The following is an 18,723-nucleotide window of genomic DNA, read 5'->3' as shown; positions in this document are numbered from 1 at the left end:
ATCACCGCCGGCGCTAGGACGGCCGCACCCGGCGGGTGCCGCGGCTCAGTGCCTCGCGTACGCGAAAGGACCCGGCGGAACCGGGTCCTCTGCGGTGTCGGCGAGCTCAGTCGTCCGAAGGGTCCTTGTCGGGCTGGCACACCAGGCAGGGGGTGCAGCCGCGTTCCTTCGCCTCCGTGCGGGGCAGCGACTCAAGGTCGTCGGCGTCGTCCGCGATGTCCTCGATGAGGGCGCAGGTGGGGCGGTGGTAACGCTTGGTGCCGCTCAGAATGCGGACGAGCGGGTCGTCCGATGACGCGTCGGTGTCCGCGTCGGCATCGGCGTCGTCGGACTCGGCGTCCGCGGCCGGCTGCTCGGGCTCGTCCTCGTGGTCGGTCGCGGAGTCGTCCGCCTCGGCGGCTTCTTCGGCGGGCTCGTCGGTCTCGGTCTCGTCGGCCTCGTCGGAGCGGCCGGTCTCGGCCACGTCGGTCTCGGCCGGATCCTCGTCGACGGAGGCCTCGGCCGCCGGCTCGTCCTCCGTCTCGGACGGCTGTTCCGTCGTCTCGGAGTCCTCCACCGCCTCCGGCTCCTCGGCGGCCTCCGACCGCGTCGGGGTCGGCTCGGCGTCCTCGGACTCGGCGACGGTGTCCTCGGGCTCGGCGGGCTCCTCGGTGGGGGCCGCGTCGTCTTCGCCCGGCGTCTCGTCGGTGGTCGTGGCGTCGCCCCGGTCCAGCGGCTCGAAGAACGACCGGCTGCGCGCCTGCGGTCGTTCGGCGGCCGGCTCGGCCGGGGTCTCGTCGACCTCCGGCTGCGCCTTCGCGTCGGTCTCGTGGAGGGCGTCGGCCTCGGGGGTCTCGGTGAACTCGGCCTCCGCCGGGGACTCGGCGGCGGGCGCGGTCTCGTCGTCGTCCAGCCGGGTGACGGGCAGATCCGTGCGTGTCACCGGGGCCGGGTCGTCGTCTCTGGGGCGAGTGAGCTCGGCGGTCTCCGCCACGGTCTCCAGGGACTCGGTGGTGCGGGTGTCATCGGCGGGAGCGAGCGTCTCGGCGGTGGACTCGGCCTCCGTGACCGCCGCTCGCGCCGCCAGCGCCGTGTCAGGGAGACAGGCCGTGCAGGCGGTGAAGCCCTCCTCGCGCGCCTCGACGTAGGTGAGCTCCTCCTTGTCGCGGCCCGCCAGCTGGCGGCAGGTCTCCAGGTGGTAGCGCTTGCGGCCGGGGACCACGTAGACGCTCGTCTCAGCGGGCACGTCGACCGCGGTCGTCGGCGCCACCGCGACCGGTGCCTCCTCACCCGCGCCCACGCGCGCCTTCGCCTTGGCCGTACGGGCGGTCTTGGACCGCGCCGCGGACTTCTTGGCGGAGGTCTCCGCAGTGGCGCTGCCGAACAGCTCCTTGCGGCGCAGGAACACCCCGATGGCGAGGCAGAGGGCGGAGATGATGCTGATCCCGATCGAGACGTAGATCAGCTTCAGTCCGTCAAGCCCCGCAACCTCGTGTCCGGTGTTGCCCGTGACGATGCCCGTGACTAGGAGGGCTATCGCCAGGACGACGAGCACACCACTCAGGATGATCACGCAGGTCTCCCTCTAACCGACCGTCGTACGGAGATGCGCAGCAACGCTAGCGCAACTTCGACCGATTCGGTCGCCTCCAACCGGCTACCACTTCGTTCGAGGCGGGACATCCGCCTCTCGTGACGCTAGCGCGGTCAGCGGCGGTCGTGCGGCGGGTTGTCGGCGGTGTGGAAACCTCCCGTGGCGTGCTGGGCGTGCTGCGGCTCGGGCTGCTGCTGCGGGAAGGGATTCTGGCCGGTGTTGGCCGGTCCGACCGACGGCTGGCCGTTGCGCACCTCGGGGTGCTGCGGCACGGCGGGCTGTGCGGGCTGCGGGCCCGTGTTGCCCGGGCCGACGCCGAACGGGGCACCGTGGTTGGCTCCGGCCTCCAGCTCGCGCAGCTGGCCCTCGAGGTAGGCCTTCAGACGGCTGCGGTATTCACGCTCGAAGGCGTTGAGGTCGTCGACCATGCGCTCGAGCTCCTCGCGCTGCTGCACGAGGGAGCCCATCGCCTGGCGGTGGCGGTCCTGGGCGTCGCGCTCGAGGGACTCGGCGCGGGCGCGGGCCTCGCTGACGATCTGCTCGGACTGCCGCCGTGCCTTGCCGAGGATCTCCTCCGCCTCGCGGCGGGCGCGGCCCAGCGTCTCGTCGGCCTCGCGGCGGGCGTCGGCGATCGCCTGGTCGGCCGTCTGCTGCGCGAGCGCGAGCACGCGGGCGGCCGTGTCCATGTTGTCCTCACCCGGGCTGCTCACCGGGGCGGGCGGCTGGGGCGCGGCCGGGGGCATGCCGAGGCTGCCCAGCACCGGCTCCGGCTCCGGCTTGGGCTCCGGGGGCTTGGGCGGCTCAGGCATATGGGTCATCTCAGGCTTGGGCTCGACGATGGGAGCGGCCATCGCCGGAACCTTGCCACGAAGGCACTCGGCGAGCTTGGCCCGCAGCTCCTCGTTCTCCTGGATGAGCCGGTCGAGCTCCGCCTCGACCTCGTCGAGGAAAGCGTCGACCTCCTCTTCGTCGTAGCCCGGCCGAAGCCGGGTGGTACTGAACTGCTTGTTCCGCACATCCGCGGGTGTCAGCGGCATCTGGTCTCCTTGGCGCGCTTGGAGTCTGTCCCCGAACGGACGGTACCCGATCAGAGCGGCTGGACGACGATGATCAAGAACCAGACCATGAAGAAGAGGACCGTGAAGCTCAGGTCGAACGCAACGTTACCCAGCCGAACGGACGGGATGAAACGGCGTAGCAGTCTAAGGGGTGGATCGGTGACCGTGTAAGTGGTCTCCGCCAACACCAGCACCACCCCGGTAGGCCTCCACGACCGGGCGAACGCCTGAAGCGTCTCGAGTACCAGCCTGCCGATGAGGAAGAGCAGGAACAGGTAGAGCGGGATGCTCAGGTAGCTTCCAAGGTTCACGAACACTCTCGCATGTGGCTGTCAGCTCTGATTGAAGAACCCTCGTTCTGCCATACGGGCCTTGTCTTCGGCGGTCACCTCGACATTGGCTGGGGACAACAGGAACACCTTGTTCGTAACACGCTCGATGCTTCCGTGCAGGCCGAATATGAGACCAGCCGCGAAGTCGACGAGACGCTTCGCGTCGCTGTCGACCATCTCGGTGAGATTCATGATCACCGGGGTCCCTTCCCGGAAGTGCTCTCCGATCGTGCGGGCCTCGTTGTAGGTCCTGGGATGAAGCGTAGTGATACGAGCGAGGTCTGACACCGCCGACTCGGCAAGAGGCGGCCGACGCTCCGAGACGAAGGCCTTGTGATCGTCATCGACCTGGTCCAAGGCTCCCGTGGACTGCTGCGTGGATGACTCGTCGTCCGCACGCTCCACCCGGCGACGGTCCGCGGCATCGTCGTCGTAGATGTCGTACTCGTCGTAGTCATCATCGTAGCGATCGTCCTCCACAAGGCCGAGGTAGACCGCCATCTTGCGCATCGCGCTGGCCATACGCCCCCTCCGTCGTCCACCGACAAGAGATCCCTGCGGGAAGCTTCTACTGGTCGATCGTTACGTTTGAACACGGACGCCAAGGTCCACTGTGGGGACATTACCTGACGATTGCCCGTCGGCCTCCGAGCAACGCCGTACCAATCCGCACGTGTGTCGCGCCACTCACGATCGCGTGCTCCAAATCACCACTCATGCCCGCGGATACCGTTTTGGCGGCCGGATAGGCGGCGCGCAGAGAAGCGGAGATCTCCCCGAGCCGGGCGAATGCCGGGGCCGGGTCGGCACCGAGCGGCGCCACCGCCATCACGCCCCCGAGTTCGAGCCCCTCGGCGGCGGTGAGCGCCTCCGCGAGCGCGAGCACTCCGTCGGGCCGTACGCCGCCGCGGCCGCCCTCCGCCGTACCGGCGCCGGTCTCGTCCAGGGAGACCTGGATGAGGCAGCGCGGCGAACGCCCGGCGGCGATCGCCGCCCGGGACAGCGCGTTCACCAGGCGCCCCCGGTCCACCGAGTGGATCACATCGGCGTACGAGACCACCGAGCGGGCCTTGTTCGTCTGCAGCTGTCCGACGAAGTGCCAGGTCAGGTCGAGGTCACGGCACTCGGCCGCCTTGGCTGCCGCCTCCTGGTCGCGGTTCTCCGCGACGTCGGTGACACCCAGCTCGGCGAGGAGGCGTACGTCGGAGGCGGGGAAGGTCTTGGTGACGGCCACGAGCGTGACCTCATCCGGCGCACGGCCGGCGGCGTGACACGCCTTGGCGATGCGCTCGCGTACGGCGGCGAGGTTCGCGGCCAGCTCTTCGATGCGGTTCATCCCTCTTCAGACCCTCCGCGCGGGGACGGCGGAAGAGTATCCCGCCGGCCCCCGGTTCCGTCAGGCGGGTCGGCGCCCCGGCTCGGGCCGTGAGCAAGATCATGCGAATCGGACGCGGGCCCACCGCCTGCGGTGCGTCCGGCGGCGGGCCGGCGTGCGGCGGACCCGGAGGACCGGCCCGCCGGCGCGGTCCGCGTTACTTCAGGAAATCCGGCACGTCGAGGTCGTCGTCCTCATCGAACACGACGGGACGGCGACGGGACGCGTCGGTGTTCAGGCGCGCCGCGGGCGGCTCGGTCGCCGGCCGCGGCACCTTAGGGCCCGCGACGGCCTCATTCGAGGCCGCGCGGGGCGGGGTGGCCTGGCCGCCGGCCGACCCTCCGGCCGGACCGCTCGCCGAGGTTCCGTCCGATCCGGAGTCGCGTGCGGCCTCGCCGGGCTTGCCCGCGCCCGGCGGGTCGTGCTTGGGCTCCGCCGGCTTGGGCACCTCGGCCTTGGGCGGGGCGGGAGCCGGGACGGCCGGCGTCTGCGGCTTGCGCTCCTCCGCGGGCTCGGCACCCCGGGCCGGCGGGGAGGGCATCGGGGTGACGCGCGGCGGCGGCGTCTGCGGCGGGACCACGGGCCGGGGCGCCGCCACCGGCGGCGTCGCGACGGGCGGCGTGGCCACGGCCGGTCGCGCGGGAGTGTTGCGCTTGGGCTCGGACTGTGGCCCGGGCCTGCTCTCCGGGCGGATCTCGTCGAAGCCCGCCGCGATGACCGTCACGCGGACCTCGTCGCCGAGCGCGTCGTCGATGACGGCGCCGAAGATGATGTTGGCGTCGGGCGCCGCGGCGTTGGACACGAGCTGCGCCGCCTCGTTGATCTCGAACAGGCCGAGATCGGAGCCGCCCGAGATCGACAGCAGCACGCCGTGGGCGCCGTCGATGCTGGCCTCCAGCAGCGGGCTGGAGATGGCCATCTCGGCCGCCGCGACCGACCGGTCGTCACCGCGCGCGGAGCCGATGCCCATGAGAGCCGAGCCGGCCCCGGACATGACGGACTTCACGTCGGCGAAGTCGAGGTTGATCAGGCCGGGCGTGGTGATGAGGTCGGTGATGCCCTGAACACCGGAGAGGAGCACCTGGTCGGCCGCCTTGAAGGCGTCGAGCACGCTGACCTGGCGGTCGGAGATCGACAGCAGCCGGTCGTTGGGGATGACGATGAGGGTGTCGACCTCGTCGCGCAGCGTCTCGATGCCGGCCTCGGCCTGCATGGCGCGGCGCTTGCCCTCGAAGCTGAACGGGCGCGTCACCACGCCGATCGTCAGAGCGCCGAGCGAACGGGCGATGTTGGCGACCACCGGCGCCCCGCCCGTGCCCGTGCCGCCGCCCTCGCCCGCGGTGACGAAGACCATGTCGGCGCCCTTGAGCACCTCTTCGATCTCCTCGCGGTGATCCTCGGCGGCCTTGCGGCCGACGTCGGGGTTGGCACCGGCACCGAGACCGCGGGTGAGCTCGCGGCCGACGTCGAGCTTGACGTCGGCGTCACTCATGAGCAGCGCTTGGGCGTCGGTGTTGATAGCGATGAATTCGACGCCCTTGAGGCCCTCTTCGATCATGCGGTTGACGGCATTGACGCCACCACCGCCGATGCCGACGACCTTGATGACCGCTAGGTAATTCTGCGGTGCTGCCACAACGAGGGGCCCTTCCGCTCGCTCTATCTCAATGACCATCGGCCGCCCGTCAAGGCGACCGTCATGTTTCTTACCGGGGCCGGAACCCTCACCCTCAAGTTGAGACTTACAGTTATGTCAACCTAAGGCTGATACGGACAGTAGGGGCGCACCACTGCAGGGTCAACTAACCCGGCCCCAAGCCGATCGGCGTGTCGCGCGACATCCCACTAATCCTGTTTCGTCCCCCGCCACATGCCGAATCTCCCCGTCATGCGGCCGACCCAAGTGTGGCGCGTACGAAGGGCTCACCGCTACTCGGTGGTGACAACCTCCGGCGCGCTCACGTCGATGGTCTTGGTTCCGCGGTGCGAAGCCGCTCTCAGCAGCCCGCGGAGCAACCGTAGCTTGTCCTCGGTGCGTTCCGGCGCACCCCACACGATGGCGACGCCCTCTTTGAGCCGCAGCGTGACCGCCTCGGGTGAGCGCGCCTCGACGCTCGCGACACGCCGGGAGAGCCAGGCGGGCAGGGCGCGGATGACGGCGAGGCCCGACCGTAGCGACGGGTCGCTCTGCACCGGGTTGGCCACATCGAGCTCCGGCAGGCCGCGCGGGCGCGCCGCCGACGTGAGAACCGTCACTCCGTACCGGTCGATCTGCAGGAACCGGTTGTCCTGCTGGACGGCGGCCACCGGGGTGCGCTCGCGCACGACGATGCGGACCGTGGCCGGCCAGCGCCGCTCGACCCGCGCGGTCTCCACCTCCTGGACCGCCTCGACCCGGTCGCGTACCGCCCCGGTGTTCAGCTTGATGAGCGGCTCGCCGAGGCGTACGCGGGCGACGGCGATCACGCGGTCGCGCGAGACCAGCCGCTCCCCCACCACGTCGATGTGCCGGGCCACCAGCAGCCGTGAGCCCAGCAGCACCCACGCCGCCGTACCGAGCACCCCGATGACGAGCAGCGCGACGAACAGCGCCTTCCAGCGGCTCGACCGGCTCCGCCGCGGCGGGTGAGTCCGTGGCGCGTCGTCCCCACCGTCCGGGGCGACGGCCGGATCGTCGGTCTCGCTGGTCACGTGGCCCTCCTCACCTGCTCGGACGCGTCGCCGCCCGGCGCGGCCCGGGACCCGTGCGCTGACCGTCTCTCAGGCGCCGAGCAGCCGGAGGATCTTCGGCCCGAGCGTGGTCACGTCTCCGGCGCCCATGGTGATGATGACGTCACCGGGGGCGGCGATCGCCGCGACACGCCCGGGCACGGCGTTTCCGTCGGCCTCGTAGGTGACCCGTCCGTGCGGGACGGCCTTGGCGACCAGTTCGCCCGTCACCCCGGGGATCGGGTCCTCGCGGGCCGGGAAGACGTCGAGCACCACCACCTCGTCGGCGAGTCCGAGCGCCGCGCCGAACTCGGCCGCGAAGAACTTGGTGCGGCTGAACAGATGCGGCTGGAACACCGCGACGATGCGGCCCCCGCCCAGCTCACCGACGTAGTCGCGGGTGGCGCGCAGGTCGGCGGCCAGCTCGGTGGGGTGGTGGGCGTAGCTGTCGAAGACCTTGACGCCCGCGGCCTCGCCCTTGGGCTCCAGACGGCGGCGTGCGCCGGTGAAGCCCGCCAGGCCCGCGGCGATGGTCTCGGCGTCCTCGCCCAGCTCGACGGCCGTGGCGTACGCCGCGGTGGCGTTCAGCGCGTTGTGGCGCCCCGGGACGGAGAGCTCCAGCGTGCGCCCGTCCACGGTGAAACGCGAGCCCAGGCCACGCGGCGAGAAGTCCGCCACCCGGTAGGCGGCATCCTCGGTCTCGCCGTACGTGCGGACCGTCAGCCCGCGGCGCGCGCCCTCCTCGCCGAGCTCGCGGGCGACCGGGTCGTCGGCGCAGACCACGAGCAGCCCGCCGGGTTCGATGCGTTCGACGAAACGCGCGAAGGTCTCCTTGACCTTCGCGAAGTTCGCGTAGTTGTCGAGGTGGTCGGCCTCGACGTTGGTCACGATGGCGGCGCTCGGGGCGAAGTTCAGGAACGAGCCGTCGCTCTCGTCGGCCTCGGCGACGAACAGGTCGCCGGACCCGTCGGCGGCGCCCAGGCCGGTGGTGACGAGCTGGCCTCCGATGCAGTACGACGGGTCGGCGCCCGCGTGCTGCAGGGCGACGGTCAGCATCGAGGTGGTCGTGGTCTTGCCGTGGGTGCCGGCGACCGCCACGGACCGGCGGCCGTCCATCAGGGACGCCAGCGCGGCGGCGCGGTGCAGGACGAGCAGGCCGCGCTCGCGTGCGGCGGCCAGCTCCGGGTTCGTCTCGCGGATGGCGGTCGAGACGACCACCGTGGTGGCCGCGCCGACGTGCTCGGCGGCGTGGCCGACGTACGTCGTCGCCCCCAGCTCGCGCAGGTCCGCCAGCAGGTCGGAGTCCTTCGCGTCACTGCCGGAGACGGGGATGCCGCGCCCCAGCATGATGCGGGCGATGCCCGACATGCCAGCTCCGCCGATGCCGACGAAGTGGACGCGTCCCAGCCGATCGGCCGGCACGACCTCGACCGGCGTGACCAGACTCATCTTTCTCCCTGCGGTTCGGGCGCCGCTCAGGCGCCGGGGTTCATTCGCCCGCCGCCACGACCCGGGCGACCATGGCGGCGAGGGCGACGTCGGCGTCTCGCCGGCCCATGCGCGCGGCGGCCTCGGACATCTGGGCGACCCGCTCGGCGTCGGACAGGACCGGCAGCACGTTGGCGCGGATCCAGTCGGCGCTCAGCTCGGCGTCCTCGACCAGCAGGCCGCCGTGGCCCGCGACGATCGGCTCGGCGTTGAGGCGCTGCTCGCCGTTGCCGATGGGCAGCGGGACGTACGCCGCGGGCAACCCCACCGCGGTCATCTCCGCGCAGGTCATCGCGCCCGCCCGGCACATCGCGAAGTCGGCCGCCGCGTAGGCCAGGTCCATCCGGTCGCAGTACGGAAGCATGATGTACGCGGGGTCGTCGGGCGTGACCTCGGGCTCGCTGGCGTTCTTGGGGCCGACGATGTGCAGGATCTGGATGCCGGCGGCCCGCAGGGAGTCGACCGCCGCGGTGAGTGCGCGGTTGAGCGAGCGCGCGCCCTGCGATCCGCCGAAGACCAGCAGGGTCGGCAGGTCCGACCGCAGGCCGAAGTGCGCCCGCGCCTTGTCGCCCATGGCCAGCCGGTCGAGGGTGGCGATCTCCCGGCGCAGCGGGATGCCGACGACCTCGGCGTGCGGCAGCGGCGTGTCGGGCGCGGCCACCGCGACGTGCTCGGTGAACCGCGCGCCCAGGCGGTTGGCCAGGCCGGGCCGCGGGTTCGCCTCGTGCACGATGATCGGCACCTTGCGGCGGCGGGCGGCGAGGTAGCCCGGGGTCGCGACGTAGCCGCCGAAGCCGACCAGCACGTCGGCCTGGACGCGGTCGAGCACGGCGGCGGCCGTGTTGATCGCGCCGGCGAGGCGGCCGGGCACGGTCAACAGGCGCGGCGTGAGCGTGCGGGGCAGCGGCACCGGCGGGATCAGCGCGAGTTCGTAACCGCGCTGGGGCACGAGTCTGGTCTCCAGGCCGCGCTCGGTGCCCAGGCAGGTGACCTGGACTCCGGGGTCCTCGCGGCGCAACGCGTCGGCGAGGGCCAGGCCGGGTTCGATGTGTCCCGCGGTCCCGCCTCCGGCCAGGACAACCCTCATACTCCTGCTCCTGCTCATCGGTCGCTCACCCTCGTCACTCGCTCCGCGGCCGACCTCGTACCTCGGCCACCCACTTCGCTCGCTCCTACGGGCTCACTCCTGCTCATCGGTCGCTCACCCTCGTCACTCGCTCCGCGGCCGACCTCGTACCTCGGCCACCCACTTCGCTCGCTCCTACGGGCTCACTCCTGCTCATCGGTCGCTCACCCTCGTCCACTAACTCCGCGTGGCCGGCCTCGTACCTCGACCGCCCACGCCGCTCGCTTCGCCGAGGTCACTCGCGCTCAACGGTCGGTCGCTCACCCTCGTCACTCCCGCTCATCCACTCGCTCACCCTCGGTACAAGCACATGCTCAGCGCTTGGCCAGGCCCAGCCAGCTTAGAGCCAGCGCGGCCGGACCCGGACCACGCGCTGCCAGGGCCTGCCGGGCGCCGGGCTCGCGCTTGGCGAACGACAAGAGCATGCCCAGAACGATCAGCGTAGGGATCAACGCTGACCCACCGTACGACACCAATGGCAGAGGGATACCCGTAATGGGCAGGACGCCGATCACCGCACCGATGTTCACGATCGCCTGGACCGCCAGCCACGCGGTGGCCCCGGCGGCGGCGAGCTGCATGAACGGGTCCTTGACGCGCCGGGCGATCCGCAGCCCGGCGTACGCCAGCAGGCCGAACAGGCCGAGCACGATGAGCGTGCCGATCAGGCCGAGCTCCTCCCCGATGATGGCGAAGATGAAGTCGGTCTCGGGGTTGGGCAGGAAGTTCCACTTGGCGCGTCCCTCGCCCAGCCCGGTGCCGAACCAGCCGCCCGACGCGATGGCGTACAGGCCCTGGATGCCCTGGTAGTTGTACGTGAGCTGGTTGCCGGACTGGTCGAGGAAACCGGTCAGGCGCTGCATGCGGTACGGCTCGACGACGATGAGGATGGCCACGATCACACCCGTGACGCCGGCCATGCCGACGAAGAGCCGCCCGGGGGCGCCCACGACCCACAGGAGGGCCAGGAAGATCGTCAACAGGACGAGGGTGGTGCCCAGGTCGTTGCCGAGCATGACGAGCATGACGAGCACGCCGGCGCCGGGCAGCAGCGGGATCAGCAGCTGCCGCCACTCCGTGAGCTGGCGGAGCCGCTCCTTGCGCGCCAGCAGGTCGGCGCCCCACAGGATCAGCGCGAGCTTGGCCGGCTCGGACGGCTGGAGCTGGAACGGGCCGCCGAAGCTGATCCAGCGCTGCGCGCCGTTGACGCTCTGGCCGAGACCGGGGACCAGCACCACGACCAGGGCCAGGCCGGACAGCAGCATCAGCGGGTAGGCCAGCGTGCGGAAGACCTTGGCCGGCATCCGGCTCGCCAGCCACATCAGCGGCAGGCCGATCACCACCCACAGCGCCTGCTTCTCGAACAGCGTGTACGCCGAGCCGGTGTTCTGGTACTGCCGGACGCTGGAGGCCGACAGCACCATCACCATGCCGAGCGCGAGCAGCAGCATCGAGCAGCCCAGCACCAGGTAGTAGGAGGTCAAGGGCCGGTCGAGCAGCCCCGCCATCCCCGAGAACCAGCCGCGCGGCCCGGGCTCCTCCTCGGCCCGCACCCTCACCTCGCCGCTCATGGGCCCTCCTTCGTCGGAGGAGAGACCATGCGCACGCGTCCTTTGACTCGCTCGCTCCGCTCGCTCATGGGCCCTCCTTCGTCGGAGGAGAGACCATGCGCGCGTGTCCTGTGGTTCGCTCGCTCCACTCGCTCATGGCTCACTCTCTTCGCCGCCCACGGTGCCCACCGATCACCTCCGCCCTGGCGGGCGGGCTCGCTCCGGCCGTCAGGGCGCGGCGAGGCGCCTGACCGCGGCGGCGAAGGCCTCGCCGCGCGCCGGGTAGCCGGCGAACATGTCGAAGGAGGCTCCGACCGGCGCGAGCAGCACCGTGTCGCCGGGCCGCGCCAGGGCGGTGGCCGCGGCGACGACACGGTCCATGGCCCCAGTGTCGGTGTCGGCGACATCCACCACCGGGACATTCGGCGCGTGTCGCGCAAGTGCCGTCGCGATCTGTGCCCGGTCGCGTCCGATGAGTACCGCGCCGCGCAGCCGGCCGGCGCACGAGCGGACGAGCTCGTCGACGTCGGCGCCCTTCAGCAGGCCGCCGGCGATCCACACGATGGAGGGGTACGCGGCCAGCGACGCGGCGGCGGCGTGCGGGTTGGTGGCCTTGGAGTCGTTGACATAGGCGACGTCGCGGACGGTGGCGATCAGCTCGATCCGGTGCGGGTCGGGCGTGAACCGGCGCAGCCCCTCGCGTACGGCCTCGGCCGGCACGCCGAACGCCCGGGCCAGGGCCGCGGCCGCCAGGGCGTTGGCCACGTTGTGCGGGGCGTAGGGGCGCACGTCGGAGAGTTCGGCCAGCTCGGCCGCCTCGCGCGCCGGGTCGTCGGTGAAGGCGCGGTCGACCAGCAGGTCCTCGACCAGGCCGAGCTGCCCGGCGCTCGGCGAGCCCAGCGTGAACCCGACCGAACGCTCGGCGCCCGCGCCGAGCCGGGTGGACCACTCGTCGTCCGCGTTCACGACGGCGAGGGTGCCCGGGGCGAAGATCTTGGCCTTGTCGGCGGCGTACGCCTCGAGCGAGCCGTGCCAGTCGATGTGGTCGGGCGCCAGGTTGAGCACGGTCGCGGCGTACGGGCGGACCGAGCCGGACCAGTGCAGCTGGAAGCTGGACAGCTCGACCGCCAGCACGTCGTACGGCTCGGCGCCGTCGCCGGTCACGGCCTCCACGATCGGGGTGCCGACGTTGCCGACCGCGAGCGTGCGGTGCCCGGCGGCCTCGAGCATGCACGCGAGCATGCGCACGACGGTGGTCTTGCCGTCGGTGCCGGTGATGGCCAGCCAGGGCGCGGCGCCGGGGCCGCGCAGGCGCCAGGCGAGCTCGACCTCACCGATGATCTCCACGCCGGCCTTCGCCGCGGCGGCGAGCAGCGGCGCGTCGGGGCGCCAGCCCGGTGAGGTGACGACGAGGTCCGTGCCGTCCGGCAGCGTCTCGCCGTCGCCGAGGCGCACGGTGACGCCGGGCAGCGCGAGCTTCTCGCGCAGGGCCTCGTCGTCACGCGCGTCGACGACCGTGACCCGGGCGCCCCGGGCCGCGAGCACACGCGCCGCCGCCCGGCCCGAGATGCCCGCGCCCGCGACGCAGACCGTCCGGCCCTCCCATCCGGTGGCGTGTGCGCCGGTCAATGGCCCGGCATCCATTCGATGTAGAACAGCGCCAGCCCGGCGGCCACGCACAACATCGAGATCAGCCAGAACCGCACCACGATCGTGGTCTCCGCCCAGCCGGAGAGCTCGAAGTGGTGCTGCAGGGGCGCCATCTTGAACACCCGTTTACCGGTCATCTTGAACGACCCGACCTGGATGATCACCGAGAGGGTGATGATCACGGGCAGGCCGCCGAGGATGATGAACAGCAGCTGGGTGCGGGTCATCACGGCCAGGCCGACGATGACGCCGCCGAGGCCGAGCGAGCCGGTGTCGCCCATGAAGATCTTGGCGGGCGGGGCGTTCCACCACAGGAACCCGACCAGGGCGCCGAGCACGGCCGAGGCGACGACCGCGAGGTCGAGCGGGTCGCGGACGGTGTAGCAGTTCGGGGCCAGGCCGATCAGGGTGCAGCTGTTGCGGAGCTGCCAGTTGCCGATCAGGACGTACGCGCCCAGGACCGATCCGACCGCGCCGGCGGCGAGGCCGTCCAGGCCGTCGGTGAGGTTCACGGCGTTGGACGTGCCGGCGATCATCAGCAGCGCCCAGCCCACGAACAGGTACGGCCCGATCGACGGGCCGAAGTCGCGCAGGAAGGACAGGTGCGTGGTGGCGGGGGTGATGTCGTAGCCGTTGGGGAAGCGCAGGGACAGCAGCGCGAACACCGCGCCGACGATGATGATGCCGATCATCTTGGCGCCGCTGCGGAGGCCGAGGCTGCGCTGCTTGAAGACCTTGATGTAGTCGTCGACGAACCCGACGACGCCGAGTCCGGTCATGAGGAGCAGCACCAGCACGCCGGACACCGTCGGCCGCGTCGTCGTGGCCAGGTGCGCGATGAGGTACCCCACGAGCGCGGCCACGATGAACACGGTGCCGCCCATCGTGGGCGTGCCGCGCTTGCCGAGGTGGGCCTGCGGGCCCTCCTCGCGGATCATCTGGCCGTAGCCGAGCCGGCGCACGAGCCGGATCCACAGGGGGGTGCCGAGCAGCGCGATGATCAGTGAGAGGGCCGAGGCGACCAGGATGGTCCTCACGCGTCGTCGCTCCCCTCGACGGGTACGGCCGCCAGCACGGCCTCGGCGACCCGTTCGAGCCCGGCGACGCGCGATCCCTTGATCAGCACGACGTCACCCGGCCGCAACCGCTCGCCCAGCGCGGACACCGCCGCGCCGACATCCTCGACCTGCACGCCTTCTCCTGTCCATGTGCCCACCTGCTCGGCGCCCCTCAGCACGGCCCCGGCGGTGTCGCCCACGGCGACGAGTCCCGCCAGGCCGCCACGGGCGGCGTAGGCTCCGATCTTCTCGTGCTCCTCGACCGTCGACGCGCCCAACTCCGCCATTCCGCCCAGAACCGCATACGCGCGCCCGCCGCGTGCCATGTGAATGACGGCGTCGAGAGCGGCGCGAACGGACTCGGGGTTGGCGTTGTAGGCGTCGTTGACCACCGTGACCCCGTCGGGTCGCTCGGTGACCTCCATGCGCCAGCGGCTGGCGGGCTCCGCCTCCGAAAGCCCCGCGGCGACGTCCGCGACCGGCATGCCCAGGCACCGCGCGGCGGCGGCCGCCGCGAGGGCGTTGGCGACCGCGTGCGCGCCGTGCAGCCGCAGGCGTACGGCGGCCGAGCCCTCGGGCGTCACCAGGGTGAACCGGGGCCGGCCCGTCTCGTCGAGCGACTCGTCGACCGCGCGCACGGTCGCGTCCGGCGCCCGGCCGAACGTCACGATCCGCGCCGGAGTGCGGGCGGCCATCGTGCGGACGAGCGGGTCGTCGGCGTTGAGGATCGCGGTGCCCCGCGCGGACAGCGCCTCGACCAGCTCGCCCTTGGCCCTGGCGACGACCTCGCGGCTGCCGAACTCGCCGATGTGCGCGCTGCCGACGTTGAGGACGATGCCGATGTCGGGGGGCGCGATCCCGGTGAGATGCCTGATGTGCCCGAGGCCGCGCGCTCCCATCTCCAGGACGAGGTAGCGGGTGCCCTCGGTGGCCCGCAGGACGGTGAGCGGATGGCCGATCTCGTTGTTGAACGACCCGGGCGGCGCGATGGTCGGGCCCAGCCGCGACGCGAGGTGGGCGAGGAGGTCCTTGGTGGAGGTCTTGCCCGCCGAGCCGGTCAGGCCGACCACGGTGACCTCCGGCAGCCGGTCGACGACCCCGCGGGCGAGCGCGCCCATCGCGGTGAGGACGTCGTCCACGATCACGGCCGGCACGCCGACCTCGCGCTCGGCGAGCACCGCCACGGCGCCCGCCGCCACCGCCTGGCCGGCGAAGTCGTGGCCGTCGAGGCGCTCGCCGCGCAGCGCCGCGAACAGCGCGCCGGGCTCGGCCTTGCGCGAGTCGATGACGACCGGTCCGGCGACGACGGCCTCCGGGGACGCCCCGTCCAGCTTGCCGCGGGTGATCTCCGCTATCCGCGCGAGCGAGAGTGGGATCAAGACTGCTCCTCGTCGTCGGCCGCTGCGGCCGTGGTGTTCGCGACATCGCCGAGGGCCCCGGCGCGGCGCTCGCGCAGCGCCCGCCGTACGACCTCCCGGTCGTCGAACGGGAAGACCTCACCGGCGATGTACTGCCCCTGTTCGTGACCTTTGCCCGCGACGAGCACCACGTCGCTCCGCCGGGCGCGGCCGATCGCGAGCGCGATCGCCGCCGCCCGGTCGGGCTCCACGACGACGTGCGCCCGTTCGTTCTCCGGCACGGTGAGTACTCCCCCGACCATAGCGTTGAGTATCGCCCAGGGGTCTTCGGTGCGGGGGTTGTCGTTGGTGAAGACCGCCACGTCGGCCCGGCGCGCCGCGATCTCTCCCATGATCTGGCGTTTGCCCTTGTCGCGGTCGCCGCCGCAGCCGAGCACGATGGTGAGGGTGCCCTTGGTCAGCGGACGGAGGGTGCCGAGCACGGCCTCGACCGCCCCGGGCTTGTGCGCGTAGTCGACCAGCGTCGTGAAGTCCTGTCCCTCGTCCACCGGCTCCAGGCGGCCGGGGACGCCTCCGAGGCTCCCGATGCCGCGCACCGCCGCCTGCAGGGGGATGCCGGCCTCCACGAGCGCCACGATCGCGCCCAGGGCGTTGGCGACGTTGAACGGGCCCGGCAGCGGCACCCGCGCCTCGGCCTCGACGCCGCCCGGCCCGATCACCCGGAAGGTGCTGCCGTACGGCTCGAGGCGCACGTCGGCGGCACGCCAGTCGGCGCCGGGGTCGCCGTCGGCGGAGAACGTCGTCACCGGGACCTTGGCGACGTGGGTGAGGCGGCGGCCCCAGTCGTCGTCGACGTTGACCACGCCCAGGCGGCTGAGCTCGGGGGTGAACAGCCGCGCCTTGACGGCGAAGTACGCCTCCATGGTGCCGTGGTGGTCGAGGTGGTCCTGGGACAGGTTCGTGAACAGGGCGACCTCGTAGAAGGCGCCGCCGACGCGGCCGAAGTCGAGGGCGTGGCTGGAGACCTCCATGGCCGCCGCCGTCACCCCGCGCTCGCGCATGAGCGCGAGCAGCGCGTGCAGGTCGGTGGCCTCCGGCGTGGTCAGCGTGCTCGGGAGGGTCTCGCCGGCGACCCTGACCTCGATGCCGCCGATCAGGCCCGTCTCGTGGCCCGCCGCCCGCAGGCCCGCCTCCAGCAGGAACGTCGTGGTGGACTTGCCGCTCGTGCCCGTGACGCCCAGCAGGGCCACGTCGCGCACCGGCCGGCCGTACACCCAGGAGGCCACCTCGCCGAGCACCGCGCGCGGGTCGTCGACGACGAGCACGGGGATGCCGGCGCGCTCGGCGCGGATCCGGCCCTCGTGGTCGGTGAGGATCCCGGTGGCCCCCGCGGCGGCGGCCTGCTCGGCGAAGACGGCGCCGTGGAACCGGCTGCCGGGCAGGGCGGCGTACAGGTCGCCCTTGAGGACCTTCCTGGAGTCGTGTGTCACCCCGGTGACCATCCCCCGTATCGGCTGTCCCTGCTCGCTCAGGCCGAGCAGGGACACGAGCCCGGACAGCGAGCGGGCGGGCACGGACTTGGGGCGCATGGGATCGGGTCTGTTGGACACGGCGGAGAGAGTACCGCCGGTCACCGGTGGTCTGCGTAGATTCGGATCTTCGGAGACTTGCTGCCGGACGGCGGAATCCGGCGGCTCTGCAGTGCGAAGCTCATGACGTCCTTGAACACGGGCGCCGCGACCTCGCCCCCGTAGTACCCCTTCTGCGGCTTCTGTAGCACGACCTCGACCACCAGCTGCGGGTTCTCGGCGGGCGCGAAGCCGACGAACGTCGAGGTGTAGCCTCCCCCGGTGTAGCAGGCGCAGTCGGGGTTGACCTTCTGCGCGGTGCCGGTCTTGCCCGCCACCCGGTAGCCGGAGATCTGCGCCTCGGGCGCGGTGCCGTCCTTGGTCGTGACGCCCTCGAGCATCCGGGTCAGGTCACTCGCCGTGGACTGCTTGATCACCCGGCGCGAGGACGGGCGGGCCGACGGGGTGAGCGTGCCCTTGTCGTCAAGGGTGCCGGCGATGATGTTGGGCGTCACGCGCACGCCGCCGTTGGCGATCGTGGCGTACACGCTCGCGACCTGCAGGGCGGTGACCGACACCGACTGGCCGAAGGCGATGGCGTAGCGGTCGGTGCCCCACCACTGGTCGACCGGCTTGAGGATGCCCCTGCTGTCGCCGGGCAGGCCGATCCCGGTGTCCTCGCCGTAGCCGAACGCCCGCATGTACTGGTACAGCTGCGTCGCCGTGACGCGCTCGCTGGCCAGGATCGTGCCGATGTTGCTCGACTTGGCGAGCACGCCGCCGAAGGTGAGGTGCTCGATGCCGTGGGCCTCCGAGTCGTGGAAGGTGCGGTCGTACCGGGTCAGGGTGCCGGGCACGGTGAACGGGGTCTCCGGCGTGACGCCGCCCGCCTCCATCGCCGCCGCGGCCGTGATGACCTTGCTGGTGCTGCCCGGCTCGAAGCCCTCCTGGACCACCCGGTTGCCCCAGTCGGCCTCGGACGACTTGAGGTAGTTCGCCGGGTCGAAGGTGGGCGTGGTGGCCATGGCGATGACCTGGCCGTTCCGCGGGTCCATGACGATGACGCTGCCGCTCTGCGCGCCGGTGGCCTTGACCTGCTTGGCGATCGCGTCCTGGGCCTTCCACTGGATGTCGCGGTCGAGGGTCAGCCGGATGCCCTTGCCCGGGATCGGCTTGCTCATCTCGTCCTCGCCCATGGGGATGCGCTGGCCGGTCTCGCTGAGCTCGACCTTCTGCCAGCCGCTCTTGCCCTTGAGCATGGTGTTCATGCTCGACTCCAGGCCCGCGCCGCCGTCACCGTTGCTGTTGACGAAACCGGCGACGTTGGCGGCGAGATCGCCGCCGGGGTAGACGCGGCGGTACTCCTGCAGCGAGCCGATGCCCTTGAAGCCCATCTGGGTGACCATGCGGGCCCGGTCGGGCTCGACGTGGTGGACCAGCTCCACGTAGCGGTTCATCTTCGAGCTGGGCGTGAGCTTCTTGAGCAGCCCGGCCTGGTCGAGCCCGAACATCGACGCCAGCGTGGCGGCGATCCGCTGACGCTGGCCTGCCTCGACCATCACCGGGTCGGCGTAGATCACCCGCGCGTCGACGGTCATCGCGAGCGGCTGGCCGTCGGCGAAACTGATCGGCCCGCGGACGGCGGGCAGGTCGATGCGGTTGAGCCGCTGGCGCACCGCCGCTTCGGCGTAGCCCTTGGACTCGATGCCCTGGAGCTGGACGAGACGGCCGGCGAACAGCGACAGCACGAAAGCGACGAGCAGCAGGCCGACGTTGAGGCGCTTGACCGGGTCACGGCGGATCATCACGCCACGCGGCCTCGGGGGCCGCCGCGGCGGCGGAGACGCGGGACGCGGCGGCCTGCGCCGGGGCGGCGGC

The 18,723-nt window shown here is 71.8% G+C and carries 15 protein-coding genes; all 15 read right to left on the bottom strand.

What is annotated here, in order from left to right:
* Nucleotides 1–106 precede the first annotated feature (106 nt).
* The 15 genes from OG417_RS20470 to OG417_RS20400 all read right to left on the bottom strand — a co-directional run bounded on the left by OG417_RS20470 (nt 107) and on the right by OG417_RS20400 (nt 18,650).
* On the bottom strand, nt 107–1,552 hold the full coding sequence (locus OG417_RS20470) for a hypothetical protein (protein WP_329258323.1): 1,446 nt from the start codon (nt 1,550–1,552) through the stop codon (nt 107–109).
* A 134-nt stretch (nt 1,553–1,686) separates the two neighbouring features.
* Nucleotides 1,687–2,610 carry a DivIVA domain-containing protein gene (locus OG417_RS20465; RefSeq protein WP_329258320.1) on the bottom strand — a complete coding sequence of 308 codons (924 nt, stop codon included), beginning with the start codon at nt 2,608–2,610 and terminating at the stop codon, nt 1,687–1,689.
* Between the two features lie 50 nt (nt 2,611–2,660).
* Nucleotides 2,661–2,942, bottom strand: coding sequence for a YggT family protein (locus tag OG417_RS20460; protein WP_285566527.1), 282 nt, complete (start codon nt 2,940–2,942; stop codon nt 2,661–2,663).
* Between the two features lie 21 nt (nt 2,943–2,963).
* Nucleotides 2,964–3,485: a cell division protein SepF gene (locus OG417_RS20455; protein WP_329258318.1), complete on the bottom strand. Its 522-nt coding sequence runs from the start codon at nt 3,483–3,485 to the stop codon at nt 2,964–2,966.
* Between the two features lie 100 nt (nt 3,486–3,585).
* Nucleotides 3,586–4,299, bottom strand: a complete 714-nt coding sequence (locus tag OG417_RS20450) for a YggS family pyridoxal phosphate-dependent enzyme (protein WP_329258316.1) — start codon at nt 4,297–4,299, stop codon at nt 3,586–3,588.
* A gap of 196 nt (nt 4,300–4,495) precedes the next feature.
* Entirely contained in the window at nt 4,496–5,974 is a 1,479-nt protein-coding gene (gene ftsZ / locus OG417_RS20445) for a cell division protein FtsZ (RefSeq protein WP_329258313.1), read from the bottom strand.
* A 293-nt stretch (nt 5,975–6,267) separates the two neighbouring features.
* Nucleotides 6,268–7,029, bottom strand: coding sequence for a cell division protein FtsQ/DivIB (locus OG417_RS20440; protein ID WP_329258310.1), 762 nt, complete (start codon nt 7,027–7,029; stop codon nt 6,268–6,270).
* Nucleotides 7,030–7,098: 69 nt separating this feature from the next.
* A complete protein-coding gene (gene murC, locus OG417_RS20435) occupies nt 7,099–8,496 on the bottom strand; it encodes a UDP-N-acetylmuramate--L-alanine ligase (protein WP_329258308.1) in 1,398 nt (465 codons plus the stop codon).
* Between the two features lie 40 nt (nt 8,497–8,536).
* A complete protein-coding gene (gene murG, locus OG417_RS20430) occupies nt 8,537–9,622 on the bottom strand; it encodes an undecaprenyldiphospho-muramoylpentapeptide beta-N-acetylglucosaminyltransferase (RefSeq protein ID WP_329258306.1) in 1,086 nt (361 codons plus the stop codon).
* Nucleotides 9,623–9,975: 353 nt separating this feature from the next.
* Nucleotides 9,976–11,232: a putative lipid II flippase FtsW gene (gene ftsW, locus OG417_RS20425; protein ID WP_442875709.1), complete on the bottom strand. Its 1,257-nt coding sequence runs from the start codon at nt 11,230–11,232 to the stop codon at nt 9,976–9,978.
* Nucleotides 11,233–11,439: 207 nt separating this feature from the next.
* On the bottom strand, nt 11,440–12,855 hold the full coding sequence (gene murD / locus OG417_RS20420; RefSeq protein WP_442875708.1) for a UDP-N-acetylmuramoyl-L-alanine--D-glutamate ligase: 1,416 nt from the start codon (nt 12,853–12,855) through the stop codon (nt 11,440–11,442).
* The gene (gene mraY / locus OG417_RS20415) at nt 12,837–13,898 is read right to left on the bottom strand and encodes a phospho-N-acetylmuramoyl-pentapeptide-transferase (protein WP_329258298.1); all 1,062 of its coding nucleotides are present in this window, start codon (nt 13,896–13,898) and stop codon (nt 12,837–12,839) included. Before mraY ends, murD begins: the two co-directional genes overlap by 19 nt.
* The gene (locus OG417_RS20410; protein ID WP_329258295.1) at nt 13,895–15,298 is read right to left on the bottom strand and encodes a UDP-N-acetylmuramoyl-tripeptide--D-alanyl-D-alanine ligase; all 1,404 of its coding nucleotides are present in this window, start codon (nt 15,296–15,298) and stop codon (nt 13,895–13,897) included. The genes mraY and OG417_RS20410 overlap by 4 nt, the downstream gene beginning before the upstream one ends.
* A complete protein-coding gene (locus OG417_RS20405; protein ID WP_329262415.1) occupies nt 15,295–16,866 on the bottom strand; it encodes a UDP-N-acetylmuramoyl-L-alanyl-D-glutamate--2,6-diaminopimelate ligase in 1,572 nt (523 codons plus the stop codon). The genes OG417_RS20410 and OG417_RS20405 overlap by 4 nt, the downstream gene beginning before the upstream one ends.
* Nucleotides 16,867–16,907: 41 nt before the next feature.
* Nucleotides 16,908–18,650, bottom strand: a complete 1,743-nt coding sequence (locus OG417_RS20400) for a peptidoglycan D,D-transpeptidase FtsI family protein (RefSeq protein WP_329258292.1) — start codon at nt 18,648–18,650, stop codon at nt 16,908–16,910.
* Between the last annotated feature and the right edge of the window lie 73 nt (nt 18,651–18,723).

The sequence above is a fragment of the Actinoallomurus sp. NBC_01490 genome, from assembly GCF_036227085.1.
GTDB lineage: Bacteria > Actinomycetota > Actinomycetes > Streptosporangiales > Streptosporangiaceae > Actinoallomurus > Actinoallomurus oryzae.
Note: the sequence above shows the minus strand (reverse complement) of the source record. Positions and strands in the feature narration are given on the sequence as shown.